Below are 14,168 nucleotides of genomic sequence, written 5' to 3'. Positions count from 1 at the left end.
AGTTAGCTACAGTTAATAGTTTGCCAATTCTCTGTTTCTGGCCTGATAATACCGATACGTTGATAGGTACTCTCGATGGTATTATTTTTTCTTAATTCATCTAGCCCTTTATTAAGAGCAGTGTAAATTTCTTGAGATAATGGGTGCTTTTTGCTAATAAAAAAATGCAGTGAATTATCAAATTGTATTTTATAGCCTTTGATTGGGACAAGAGTTTCGTCTTCTTTAATTAAATGCATTTGTGAGTGAGGAGTGAATGCGTGGGGCACAACATCTATTCTATCAACAGCAAGCATTTTAAACATTGATTCGTAGCGATCGGCATGGAATACCTCAAAATTGGCGCATAAAAGAGATTGATAATCAGTAAGCCAGTTCGTATTTATTACCGCTCTAACACCTGCAAAGTTAGCTGTTTTTTCGGCATGTAAAACTTTTGAATTGTTTTTTCTATAATAAAGCCCTTTGTTGAATTTTCCTGACTCAATTAAGGGGTGAGAGATATAAACTTTTTCTTTATCGGCTTCATCTAGCCACATTCCCATCCCAGAAATTGCAATCTCGCCATTATACAGGTGTTGATAAATTCTTTTATGTATAGGAAAAGGTATCAGGCGTAAATCAAATTGATCACTACTAAATTTCAAAGCCTGACAAAGCAATAAAAATTCGGCTATCATTTGATTTGGTGGTGAATGGGTAACTGCATCATCTGTACAGTTATAACTTTCATAAATATCAGCTATTAACTTATGATGCTCTTGAAAGACGGCAATGTCTATTACCGTTTTTGATATTGCCCAACTCGTATTAGCAAACAATAGAATGAGTAAAAATATTGATGTAATTTTAATGATTGTCTTAGCCAAATTTGAGTTCGTATTTAACTAACTATAGCCTATGACGACATCAATTAAACAGTTAATGTTATTAGGCACAATTAATGGCCTGCCAGTTTTTTGTCTCAGATCTGATGATACCTAGTTGTTGATACACTTTTTGAATGGTGCCATTAGCTCGTAATATCTCAATGCCTTCGTTTAAATAGTTGGCGATTACTGCAGAGTGTTGGTGCTCTTTACTAATGAAATAATGTAGAGAGTCATCAAATTCTATTTTATAACCTGGTATAGGAAGTAAGGTTTGCACGCCTTTTTCAAGCGCCATATCAGCTAGATGCGTAAAGGCATGTGGTACAATATCTATTCTTCCTTTTTCAATCATTTTAAACATGGCTTTGTATCTATTGGCGTGTGTGACATTAAACTCTGCACAGGTTAAAGCGTTATGATCAATTAACCAATTTTTATTAGTGACAGCATCGAATGACTTAAAGTCAGCTAGCGAAATATCCTTAGTAATAGCTGTATTATCAGGGTTGTAATATAAACCTTTAGAAAACTCTTTTGGCTTAATTAGTGCAGTTGAGGCGACAATTCGACTTGTATCTGCATCAGTTAACCACATCCCCATACCTGAAATTGCAATGCTACCTTGATATAGTTGCTGAAAGATACGTTTATGAAGTGGGAAGGGCACAGGAGATAAAGTAAAGTTATTTCCTGTGACCTCAAATGCTTTACAGAGAATAATGTATTCTGCCAACATCTGATTAGTTTCATCGTAAATTAATGCGTTAATATTACAGCCAAATTCAGCTAGCGCGTTAGTAATTACTTGATAGTGTTCTTCAAAAACACCAATACTGATTTCTTGTTGAAAAGAATTAGCATTAGATACCTTCAATGGTAGTAGCGTGATAACATTAGCCATGATGAATAAGCGAAAAAGCGTGCTAACTCTAATCATAATTATACCTCAAATGATGGTTTAAATAATCTCTCGTCGCCTACTTCCTTGTTATATTGTAGCTCCAATATGGTTTTTATTTATACATGTTTGTTAATAGCATTTGCTGCAATTCTAGCATTGAAAATACAGTTTGATAGAAAAGTTCCTTCTAACGAACGTTTACCACAAATACCACCACCGCCGAAGCCGGACGCTTCTCCGATAGCATATAAACCGGGTATTGGTTGGTTCGTTTTGCTTAATACTCTGCTGTGTAAATCCGTTTCAATACCCCCCATACTTTTTCGACTTAAAAATCGTAAACGAATAGCGATAAGTGGTAGGGATTTATTATCTAAAATCGGCTTGAAACTTGCGGTTCTGACATAATCACCAATCCAGCGTTTCGCTTGTCCTATCCGCCTTAATTGATCATCAGCATGGTATCGTTTTCCTTTACGGATCAAGTCATCGTATTGGTTGATATCACTAGCCATACCTTGAATATCAACAAGAGGCTGTTCGGTAACACTGTTCATTTTAGTGGCTAATTGCTCAAGTGAATTAGCAGAGACTACATCAGGGCATTCATCAATCATCCATTGCACTTGTTTTCCTGAGCCTTGAACAACACCTAATAAAACTTTAATGAAGTTCTTATCTCTGAAGTTAACATTCATATCAGAGCCTGAAATGGCCATTTCACGAATAGCAACGCGCCAGTTTAGGACTAACCAACCGTATTGGTGATCCAAATGCCCCATACGCTGACAAAGTCGATGAGTGTCGAATGCGCCCATCATAGGATCAGGACCGACACGGCGACCGTAACAGTCTAACCAAAGCCCAGAGCGAGGAGGGATAAGTGCTAAGCCTTCATTTTCAATACTTGCATTGGGTTTTTCTATACCCGCAGCATAGTTCCACATCCACTTTAAGTTAGTGACTTTACCGCCAATATGGCTAACTTCATCGTGCAATTTACCATCACAAATAGGGTCGCTGCCGTTTAACATATTCATGGGAGGTTTACCGTATACAGGATCCCATTCTTTTCTAACCCGCTCTAAATTACCGTTAATGCCGCCACAAGCGACTATTATGTGTTCGGCGTTAAAATAAAAATCTCCATCAAAGTTCTTACCTGAACAACCTGTGATTTTATCAGCTGTTTTTTCAAGTTCAGTTACTCGGTGATCAAAGTGCAAACTTAGTTTGTCAGCATTAACATGACTGAAAAGTTTATCGAGTAAAGTACTAACAATTCCTTGCCCACAACCCCAAGCCACATGATAACGTGGTACTGAGTTACCTGGTTTAAAGTCACCACGTTCGACCCAATGAACTATCGGAAAGAAGCTGATGCCCAGTGTTTTCAGCCAAGCATAGACTTCTTCATTACTTCTTTCTACGTAAGCTTGAGCCCACTTTTTTTGCCAAACATGAGACTCATCAAATTCCGCTGCTCTTAACCAATCGGCGAGCATCAATTCTGGCGAGTCTTTTACGAATAATCTTTTTTGCTCAGTGGTTTGATTAAGCAACATACCGCCAAAAGCGTTTAAGGCAAGTCCGCCTAATTTTTCTTTGGGGTTTGCATCAATGATGGTCACGGATTTATTAGCATTTAATAACTCTAATGCAGCGCAAATACCGGCTAAACCAGCACCTATGATGATTACATCTGATTTCATACGGGACTCTATATACTAGATATGATGGAGATTGTTGAAAAAAAAGGTCTATGCGAGCGCCAAACTCTACAGGCATTCGTAAGGGAGAAACAGCCATCTCGCCCGCATAGACAAACCAGAGTAATCAATCAATATTAGGAATATTAGATTGTTCACCTAAACCTTCACCGCCAAGACCTAGATAGCCACCATCAACAGGCAAATCAGTACCGGTAATAAAACTCGCTTCATCACTAAGTAAAAAGGTAATAGCATTGGCAACTTCTTCAGGAAGGCCGCAGCGGCGCATCATATGATATTTTCCCCAAATAGGATCATATTTATCACGGTCATAGTCAGCTGCTTGCTCTACTGCGTTAGTCCAAATCCAACCTGGACTAACACTGTTAACCCGGATGTTATCTGGCGCTAAGTCTAATGCCGCACATTTAGTCAGTTGATCAACAGCGCCTTTAGCGGCGTTATAAGTCCAGCGATTAGGTTGTGCGATATGAGCGGAAATACTACTTAGATTGACAACACTGCCGCCATTACCTTTCATATATTTATAACACTCTTGAATCATAGCGGCATAGCCAATAGGCCCAACGATAAGCGACCTAAGCCATTGCTCGCGGGTAGCATTAATGCCTTCAGCAATAAATGAGAATGCATTGTTAACTAATAGATCGATAGCGCCCATTTTGTTAGCAGCATATTGACATAGCTCAAGACAAAATGATTCTTGTGACATATCTCCTTTTAGGAAATAAACCTCATGACCTTGTGCAGATAACTCTTCATGGCAACGTAGGCCAATATCATCCATATCACAAAAGGTAACGGCACAGCCTTGCTCAAGCAATGATTCAACAATGGCGCGGCCTATACCTTGGCCGCCGCCAGTGACAATTGCTTTTTTATTTGCTAAACCTTTCATCAACGACTCCTAATTTTGATCAAATTCTTGATAGTCAAAGTAGCTAAAGTCTGCTGGTAGTCTCTGTCCTGATAAATCTTGACTGGCAAGACCATAAAAAGCACCAGTAAAGCACGGGTGGAAGTGACGCTCTGCATGTTCTACATAGTCATCGGATAAAATACTGCCATCAAGCACAGGGCCAATTTTTTGCCAAACCGGTTGGTCATCAATACAATCCACAGCATAGTAAAACTGTAGCGCTGCACCGTTAAAGTCAGCTTTTAGATAGACTTTATCATTGCCAGTAATTTCGATAGGTTTGCCAATAGGGCAGGTGGTTTTATGATCATCACAGGTGAGAATATTAATGAACTTCTTACCAGAGTATGCGCCGAAGTCATCACCGGTAATATGAAGATAATGATAATGAACGGTATTGTAATAACAAACTAAACCGGCCATTTGCTGGAAATTCTCCGGTGAAAATTCAATGCAAGTTTGAGCCATGGTATGGTGAGCTTGTACTCGTCTAGCAATCATACTTTGTTCAAAGCACGAGCTTAATGACTCTTTACCGTATAAGCGTAAGTAGCCTTGACGATCTTCTAAATTGACCCAGTCTTTCGCCATAGGTACACGTAACGCTTGGAAGTTAATATCAAGCTCTTGTGTGTCAAAGTTAATACGTGACTCAAGTTGAGGAAATTTATGCTCAGGTAAGTCTGGTGCTTCAACTTCTTTGCGGGCTGCTTGGCCACCACAGGCAAGGTAAAGCCAACCGTCATCACGCCACTCTACTTTTTCAATGGCAGTTTCACGACCGGTAATACAACGACCCAACTTACTCAATGGGCGCCCGGTAAGGAATACGGCATACCATTCACCATTTTGTGTTTCAACAATATCGCCATGGCCGGTTTTTTGTAAATAGTTATCTTCATCGTATTTTGATGTAATTAACGGGTTTTCTGGATGTACTTCATACGGGCCCAAGACAGATTTTGAGCGGGCAAGTGTCATACAGTGTTCATAACTGGTGCCACCTTCAGCCGTCATCAAGTAATAATAGCCATTGCGCTTATAAATGTGAGGACCTTCGGTTCTTCCGTGTTCAGTGCCTTCAAAAATATAGTGGATTTTACCAACCAGTTTTTTCGATTCTTTGTCGAATTCTTGTAAAACTACCCCACCGAAGAAACGTCCGTCACGGTGATCCATCAGCATGTTAATAAAATATGATTTACCGTCATCATCGTGGAAAAGCGATGAGTCAAAACCACTAGCATTGATAAATGTCGGCTCAGACCACGGGCCATTTATGTCAGTAGCCGTAACTAGATAGTTAGGGGTGTCTTTCCAGTCGCCATCAAAACTTTTTACATTGGTATAAAGTAAGTAAAAAACACCTTCGTGATGAGTAATACAGGGAGCCCAAACACCACAAGAGTCGGGAACACCTTTCATATCTAATTGCGAGACTCTATCAAGCGGTCTATTGATTAGTTGCCAATTCACTAAGTCTTTAGAATGATGAATTTGATAACCCGGAAACCACTCAAACGTCGATGTGACTATATAATAATCATCTTCAACTCGTAATATGCTTGGATCAGGATTAAAACCTTTTAGTATTGGGTTTGTTATTTTATTCATAAGTTACTCTGCTACTTCTTAATTTATTACTTGGTTTACAAAACGATTTAATAATTAAAATTCACTTGTTTGAATCCAACGTTCGCTGTTATTCACTTGCTCTAGCCACTTTTCTTTAATATATGCATTGGCTTGTACTCGGCTATCGCCCCAGTTCCCACCATCACAACCTGGTTGACCGGCGGGTATTCCCGGTTGACATTGCCACATACCTTGGCTTTCCCAGTGAGTGTTTATATAGGCCACAGCTCTAATTATGTCCTTATTTGCATCGATATAATCAAAATAAGGCTGATACCATGCTTGCCAAATTTCTTCAGCAGTGCGTGGGGTTTGCTCGTTCAGCTGTATATAACTGTGGGTGAGAGCGCCAGTGCGATAGCCTTGTGGTGCAGACTCAGAAATCATCACAGGTTTATTATGCGCTCTAGCAAAGGCAATTACTTTATCTTGTGCAATAGCAGGCGTGGTAGGTGGTGTATAGTTCCACTGTGATAAGTCACGATAAAATACTGACATAGATACCCAGTCAACCACATCATCACCGGGGTACCAGTTATCTAAATGGTTTTCGGTATTAAAATCATAAATTGGGTTACCATAACCATCTGGCCAAGTCGCGCTTTGCCATACCGTGGTTATATTACTAGCTTCTTGCTTTTTAATTTCATTAGCAATTCTTCTAAAAGCTGATTTGTAATCTTCGGGCGTATAGCAGTTCCAAGGGCCGTCAAATTCATAGCCAATACGCAAATATACTTTTTTGGGTGCCATAGATTTAAAGTGGTTAATTGCAAAAGTGATTGTTTCGTCGTAAAGGCCGTTACTAATGTTTTTCTCATGATTTTCTTGATTGCAGTTATCAATCGCTAAGCCAACAGCTAAAGCAGCACTGGGTGACTCAGCAAGAGATTTAGTAAAACTCATTTCACCAGATTGCCAATCGGCTGGTGATAATACGGCTAAAAATGTTTCACTAGGGTTAGCACTCTTTATTTGTGTGTATAGAGTTATGCCTTCTATATTATCTTCAGGAATTTCATTTACATAATCGGTAATAGTGTCGGAGTCTTGACCAATGAAAAGTAGAGTTTTGTCACCTGGGGGAACAAAGTTTACTTCGGTTACCGTTGGGGTATCAGTTTGTACTGCGACAGCTTTTGTAGCGTCTTGTGTTGTTTGTTGATCGCAAGCACTTAGCAAGATACAAGCTGATACACAGGCAGTAAGTAGTGAAGTTCTCATATACCATCCTTTTATTGGTCATAAAGATAATTTATTTGTTAGCGTTAACATTGTGGTGTTGAAATGATTGATTGTCAATGCCTGTTGCCATCTTAATGAGATTTATCGATATTTTCCTATGTAGCTTTTGAATTCAAATTACACGAGATCTGACTAACTGGTTGATTAATAATGGAAAAGAAAGTTTTTATGTGGCGTGGTTAATTTCTGTAAATTGACGTTGTTTATGTGGTTTTTGTTGGTGATACAAAATAAATATTTTTAACTTATTGTAATTTAAGTGATAATTGTTTTATGGATGTACTTTTCACTAAAGCACAGCAATAAAATTTTATATTAAGGGTTGTTTTTATAAAATTTGAATGGTAGCGTTAACATCGTGTTGTTGATTAGATCAATTTCACCACCAAAAAACATGTGTGAAAATATAAAATTATAATCATCCTTAGGGGGATATATGAATAACAATAAGCGACTAAGTCCAAATCTATTGTCTTTGGCCATCGCAGCTGCATTAGGAGCTAGCTCATATTCAGCTGTTGCTGCTGAGCAAGCAAGTGCGGAAGAACAAATCGAAAAGAAGCAAACTGAAACTGAAGTTATCGAAGTACGTGGTATTCGTTCTTCTGTTATTCGTGCTATGGACTTAAAGCGTTCATCAAGCGGTGTTATGGATGCAATATCAGCTGAAGATATTGGTAAAATGCCAGATACTAACTTAGCAGAATCTTTACAACGTATACCTGGTGTATCAATTGATCGTGCTAATAACGAAGGTAATCAAATTACTGTTCGTGGTTTTGGTCCAAGCTTTAATATGGTGACGTTAAATGGTCGTGTTATGCCATACGCCGCATCACCAAAACAAGATACTGTTGGTAGCGGAACTCAATCTCGAGCATTTAATTTTGCTGAAATTTCTTCTGAATCTGTCAATGGTGTAGAAATATATAAAACAGGTAATGCACAACAAGCATCAGGTGGTATTGGTGCAACAGTAAATATAACCTCTGCTAGACCTTTTGATTATGATGGCTTTAAGGCGGTATATTCAGCAAAAGGTGTGATGGATACTTCTAATGAAGTAGGTGATGATGTAACACCTGAGCTTTCAGGTATGTTATCAACTAAGTTTTTAGATGATAAATTTGGTGTTTTAGTTGCTTATTCTCATGCACAACGTGACTCTAGAGAATCTCAAGCAACTTCTGATGGTTGGTTACGTCAAGGTCCTGCTTGTGAACAAGGTTACACAACTTCTCAGTGTCCTGATTTAGGTGCTCCGATTGACGATAGTGCTATCGATACATCTAAGAACCCTGATTCATATTTATGGCGGGCGCAAAACTATAATATGGATATTTCTGATCACAGCCGTACACGTCAAAATGGTCAAGTAGTTCTCCAGTTTGCACCAACAGAAGACTTAGTCTTTACTGCTGATTATGTTATGTCTCGTTTTGAAGATAATGTTACTCGTCATCAAGTTGCTCACTGGTTTGGTAACTGGGTTGGTGGTACAACTGACTCAAATGGTACTGTAGTTCAAACAACAAGTACTGCTGGTGGTACAGATTTTATCGGTTATGAAGATAGAATTGAAACTAACACAGACTCTATTGGTTTTAATGCTGATTGGCAAATTACTGATACTTTCAAAGCAAGCTTTGATTATCATCACTCAACAGCTCACGCACAACCTGACGGTTTATTAAGTGATAAAGCGGTATTATTAACTAACTCTGACTTTACTTGTCAAGGTACAGGTACAGCGTGTTACTTTGGTGGTTACGATATTGATTATAGTCAAGGTACTGACCTTCCTGTATTAGGTGCTCCGGTTCCTATCGTTGACTCATCTGGTTTCTACCCAGGTGCGAATATTGATTTAAATGGCCGTGACCATGCTAATGCTGATCCGTACGATCCTCAAATGGTTACTGGTAACTTAGCAATCGGTCGTGGTAATGAAGCAGAAAATACCATTGATCAATGGCAATTCGATTTCGTATGGGTTAACTCTGAAGATAATGCTCTAGCGAGTATCAGCTTTGGTTTAGGTCAACAGCAATATGAATATGATACAACTTGGCGCTTTCATCAAACAACCATTAACCAATTACAACTTGGTGACGCGGTAAGTCAAGTAAGCACAAATGGCTTATTGTCAAGCTTTAGTGGCGCAGAGTCATTATTCCCTTATTACATGGATTTTGATGTTGAAGCCGTATATCAACAAATTGATAACGATATTGGCATTGTATATAACCCTGATACGTATAACAGCATTGAAGAAGATACTATTCATGCCTATTTCCAAATGGAATTTGATGCAAGCTTTGCAGGCTTCCCAGTAGGAGTAGTAGCTGGTTTTAGATACGAAAATACTGATACTACAGGTTCAACAAATCAAGATACCGTTACTCATTTAAGATATATGAGCTTAACTGAATTACGTCCACAGTATACTGGTAATAATTATGCGGTAACTGAATTCGATGGCAGTTATGACGTATTTTTACCTAACTTAAATGTTAACGTTGAACTTTCTGATGATGTTATTGTTCGTGCCGCTTATGGCCGTAGCATTACTCGTAGTGACTTAGTTGCTCTTCGTCCGGCTGCAGTAATTGCCAACTCTCGTCCAGGTGGTCCATACCTTTCTTATCAAGGTAATGCCGAATTACTTCCATATGAATCAGATAATATTGATTTATCATTAGAATGGTATTACGAAGAAGGTAGTTATGTATCTGCTGCTTACTATAAAAAGTGGGTAGGAAATTACATTTCGAATAAAACAACAACTGGTGCTTTCTATAATGACTTAGGTGAAGCATTAACAGAGCCAAGTGTTGATCCAACTGCATATGGTTGTCCAGCTAATGGTGATGCAACTAACCCTGCTTGTTTAAGTCAACAAGCAGGTCAACCTGAAATTACATGGCAAATTACCACACCTGAAAACTCTGAAAATGCAGAAGTATCAGGTATTGAATTAGCCGTTCAACACTTATTTGGTGAAAGTGGTTTTGGTATTCAAGCTAACGCGACATTTGTTGATGGTGATGTTGAATATGATGTATATGATGTATCAGAGCAACTAGCTTTGTTAGGCCTTAGTGATTCAGCTAACTTTGTTGCTTTCTACGACCGAAATGGCTTACAAGCACGTATCGCCTATAACTGGCGTGATGAGTTCTTATTAGCTACAGATCAACTTCGTGCACCAGATGAGCCAGTATTCACAGAAGAGTACGGTCAATGGGATGCGAATATTAGCTATGAATTCATGCCTGCGTTAAGTGTGTTTGTTGAAGCAATTAACGTAACCGGTGAAGATTCACGCTCACATGGTCGTTTCTCTAATCAACTTGTTGGCGCTCAAGAATATGAAGCCCGTTACAATGTTGGTATTCGTGGTAGCTTCTAGTTAACCATAGGTAAACAATTTAAGTCGCCGTCAGTAATCTCTACTGACGGCACTTTTGTATAAAAGTTATTATTGTTATAAACACAGTTAACAATATTTATAACAATAATAATTTCAATTTTTCCTATCTATTTTAATGGAATATTTATGAGTAAAGCTGCAAGAGCACGAATTCAAGACGTTGCTGAAAAGTCTGGCGTGTCTATGATGACTGTTTCTCGAGTGTTGAATGACGACAGTAAAGTCAGCGAAAAAACACGCGCTAAAGTAATGAACGTGGTAACTCAACTTAAATACCGGCCAAATGTTTCTGCTAGACGTTTAGCCAGTAATAAATCTTTTTTTCTTGGCTTACTGTATGACAACCCTAGTGCTTCTTATGTTAGCCAGTTTTTATTAAATGCGTTAAAGCGTTGTCGTCAAAAAGGCTATCACTTGGTTATTGATGAAGCCAATGCTGATATCAATAAGACCTTAAGCTCAGTGGAAGAGCTTATTAACGTTACTCGTGTTGATGGCATTATCCTATTACCTCCGGTGTGTGATGATAGTGATGTTTTATCCTTATTAAAAAAGTCTAATGTGCCATTTGTAAGAATTGCACCAGATACCCAACTCAATTTAGCTCCGTATATTTGTATTGATGATTATCAGGCGGCTTTTGAGGTTACGGAAGGTTTAATTAAACAAGGACATCATAAAATAGCCCATATTATTGGGGATCAAAAACAAGGTGCTAGTCGGCTACGATATCAAGGTTATTTAGATGCCTTACGCTCAAACAAAATCAATGTACCTCCTGAATATATAGAGCAAGGCTCTTTTACTTATAAATCAGGATTAACGGCGGCAAAAAAATTGCTGAGTTTGTCTGATAAACCAAGCGCTATTTTTGCCGCTAATGATGATATGGCAGCGGCTACCATCTCTGCGGCTCATATGAATGGCATTGATGTCCCTAATAAATTATCTATTGTTGGTTTTGATGATACCCAGCTGGCAACCACAGTCTGGCCAAATATCTCAACAGTAAGACAACCGATAAATGAAATGGCGGATTTAGCTATTGAACTATTATCATCAGGTAAATTAGACGATTTATCTGAAGTTAAACCTTATGACTTAAGAAGTGTTCTCGACTTCGAATTAATAAACCGTGAGTCGAGTGAGGGTACAAACCATGAATAGCACACCACAATATTTATCTTTGCAGAATAACTCCCCGTTATTAAAAAGTAACTTTACCTTTGGCACGGCAACATCTTCTTTTCAAATTGAAGGTAGCCCCAATAGTGACGGAAAAGTTGATTCTATTTGGGATACTTTTTGCCAAAAAGAAAATGTTATCGTTAATGGCGACACTGGAGAGTTCGCCTGTGAGCACTATCAAAAGTGGCGTGAAGATATTGATTTGATGAAATCATTGAACATCGAAAGTTATCGATTTTCTATATCATGGCCAAGAATTATTAATTCACTCGACCGTTCAATTAACGCTCGCGGCTTACGTTTTTATCAAACCTTAATTGATTATTTAATTTCCCAAGGCATTAAGCCTTATTTAACGCTTTATCATTGGGACTTACCACAATACCTACAAGATATAGGTGGTTGGGAGAACCGACAAACAGCAGAAGAATTTGCATTTTATGCTGATGTGGTGAGCAAACAATTTGGTAATGACGTGGTTGCTTACTCTACGTTTAATGAGCCTTGGGTTACCAGTTTTCTTGGCCATTTACATGGTATTCATGCGCCAGGAATAAAATCGAGAAAGGCGGCTTATCATAGTGCTCATTACCAACTTTTAGCTCATGGCTTAGCTTTACCGATATTGCGTAAAAATGCCCCTGAAAGTAAACACGGTATTGTTATAAATGGTGGTCCATCCCATCCTGTTTCACAGCAAACTCAAGATAGAAAAGCGGCCTCGTTAGCCTATCAAGAACAGCTGGATTTATTTGTTTCTCCGCTACTAAAAGGTGAGTATCCTCAAAACTTACTTGAGCATTATCATGATTCACTACCAAGCAATTACCAAGACGATTTAGCTTTGATAAACCAGCCAATTGATTATTTAGGTGTCAACTATTACACCAGAGCAACGGTAAAGGCGAGTGAGCCAAATGAAGCAAACTGTTATGCCTTGTTTGAAGGCGTTGACACTTATGATTACGATAAAACCGCGATGAATTGGGATATTTACCCGCAAGGATTATCCGAGTTAATTAATAAGTTAAACGAAACATATCAATTACCACCAATCATGATCATGGAAAACGGTGCCGCCTTTGTTGATCATATAAAAAATGGTGAACTTTTCGATGATTACCGAGTGAAGTATATTCAGCAACACCTTAATGAACTTGAGCAGCTTATGCTTTCAGGTATTCAAATTGACGGGTATTTTGTATGGAGCTTTTTAGATAATTTTGAATGGGCAGAAGGCTATGCCAAAACATTTGGTATTGTTCATGTTGATTTTACGAGTCAAAAAAGAACGCCAAAAGCTAGTGCCTACGCCTATTCAGGCTTATTAAAGCAAAAAGCAGATTTATTATTGCAAAGTGAGGTGATGGCATGAAAAACCTATCCTTGCTATGTGATAGCCAATGCGAGTTAGGTGAAGGCCCTTTATGGATTGCAGCTGAGCAATGTATTTATTGGGTTGATATTATTGGTAAAAGTTTACATAAAATTCACCTTGACGGTAGCGACCATCAAACATGGCATTTTGATAGCGAAATTAGCAGTATTAATCAACGTGTCAATGGTGGATTTATCGTGACGTTTAGAGAAGGCTTTGCTTTTATTGAGCTAGCTTCTGGTCAAGTAACTCCGATTGAAAGTCCCGAGCAGTGTTTAGATACCAATCGCTATAATGATGCCAAAACTGATATTCATGGCAACTTGTGGGCGGGTACAATGGATGATGGCGAGCACTTTAAATCGGCTGCTTTGTATAAGCTTTCTCCCAATTTAAGCTGGCAAACAATGGATGAGGATTACTGTATCACCAATGGCCCTGCTTTCTCTTTATGTGGTTGCTACCTATATCATACAGACACAGCTAGAAAGGTTATTTATCGTCTTGCATTTATTGACAATGATTTAGTCACTAAAGAAGACTTTATTACGCTAGCAGAGGACGATGGCTATCCTGATGGGATGACTGTTGATACTGATGGAAATTTGTGGCTTTGTCATTTTGCTGGCGCGAAAGTATCAAAATATACACCACAAGGTGAGTGCATTGCTCAATATGAAATGCCCGTTTCAAACATCACAAGCTGTACTTTCGTGGGTAAACATTTAGATCAAATAGTGTTCACCACGGCAAGGAAAGGTCTTAGTGATGAGCAGTTAATAAAAGAGCCACACGCTGGTGGCTTGTTTATCGCCACACCAAATTCTACAGGCATTACAGTTCAACCTTTCTCTGGTTAAAATT

General features: G+C 38.6%; 10 protein-coding genes. 4 read left to right on the top strand and 6 right to left on the bottom strand.

Annotation, left to right across the window (positions count from 1 at the left end; translation table 11 throughout):
• Positions 1-2: 2 nt before the first annotated feature.
• The 6 genes from AC27IF_RS14740 to AC27IF_RS14715 form a co-directional block, all read right to left on the bottom strand.
• Positions 3-869 carry a hypothetical protein gene (locus AC27IF_RS14740; protein ID WP_487055103.1) on the bottom strand — a complete coding sequence of 289 codons (867 nt, stop codon included), beginning with the start codon at positions 867-869 and terminating at the stop codon, positions 3-5.
• 61 nt (positions 870-930) lie between these two features.
• The gene (locus AC27IF_RS14735; protein ID WP_487055102.1) at positions 931-1,809 is read right to left on the bottom strand and encodes a hypothetical protein; all 879 of its coding nucleotides are present in this window, start codon (positions 1,807-1,809) and stop codon (positions 931-933) included.
• Positions 1,810-1,889: 80 nt separating this feature from the next.
• Positions 1,890-3,485, bottom strand: coding sequence for an FAD-binding dehydrogenase (locus AC27IF_RS14730; RefSeq protein ID WP_487055101.1), 1,596 nt, complete (start codon positions 3,483-3,485; stop codon positions 1,890-1,892).
• 124 nt (positions 3,486-3,609) lie between these two features.
• The gene (locus tag AC27IF_RS14725; protein ID WP_487055100.1) at positions 3,610-4,404 is read right to left on the bottom strand and encodes an SDR family oxidoreductase; all 795 of its coding nucleotides are present in this window, start codon (positions 4,402-4,404) and stop codon (positions 3,610-3,612) included.
• A 9-nt stretch (positions 4,405-4,413) separates the two neighbouring features.
• Positions 4,414-6,039 carry a glycoside hydrolase family 43 protein gene (locus AC27IF_RS14720; protein WP_487055099.1) on the bottom strand — a complete coding sequence of 542 codons (1,626 nt, stop codon included), beginning with the start codon at positions 6,037-6,039 and terminating at the stop codon, positions 4,414-4,416.
• 54 nt (positions 6,040-6,093) lie between these two features.
• Positions 6,094-7,284 (bottom strand): glycoside hydrolase family 26 protein, encoded by a 1,191-nt coding sequence (locus AC27IF_RS14715; RefSeq protein WP_487055098.1) that lies wholly within the window; start codon positions 7,282-7,284, stop codon positions 6,094-6,096.
• A gap of 457 nt (positions 7,285-7,741) precedes the next feature.
• Between AC27IF_RS14715 and AC27IF_RS14710 the strand changes: the two genes are divergently transcribed.
• The 4 genes from AC27IF_RS14710 to AC27IF_RS14695 all read left to right on the top strand — a co-directional run bounded on the left by AC27IF_RS14710 (position 7,742) and on the right by AC27IF_RS14695 (position 14,164).
• Entirely contained in the window at positions 7,742-10,717 is a 2,976-nt protein-coding gene (locus tag AC27IF_RS14710) for a TonB-dependent receptor (protein WP_487055097.1), read from the top strand.
• A 147-nt stretch (positions 10,718-10,864) separates the two neighbouring features.
• Entirely contained in the window at positions 10,865-11,905 is a 1,041-nt protein-coding gene (locus AC27IF_RS14705; protein WP_487055096.1) for a LacI family DNA-binding transcriptional regulator, read from the top strand.
• Positions 11,898-13,301 (top strand): GH1 family beta-glucosidase, encoded by a 1,404-nt coding sequence (locus AC27IF_RS14700; protein WP_487055095.1) that lies wholly within the window; start codon positions 11,898-11,900, stop codon positions 13,299-13,301. The genes AC27IF_RS14705 and AC27IF_RS14700 overlap by 8 nt, the downstream gene beginning before the upstream one ends.
• The gene (locus AC27IF_RS14695) at positions 13,298-14,164 is read left to right on the top strand and encodes an SMP-30/gluconolactonase/LRE family protein (protein ID WP_487055094.1); all 867 of its coding nucleotides are present in this window, start codon (positions 13,298-13,300) and stop codon (positions 14,162-14,164) included. Before AC27IF_RS14700 ends, AC27IF_RS14695 begins: the two co-directional genes overlap by 4 nt.
• The last annotated feature ends 4 nt before the right edge of the window (positions 14,165-14,168 follow it).

Source organism: Colwellia sp. KS18-150 (assembly GCF_057551365.1).
This window is presented reverse-complemented; position numbering and strand designations above follow the sequence as displayed.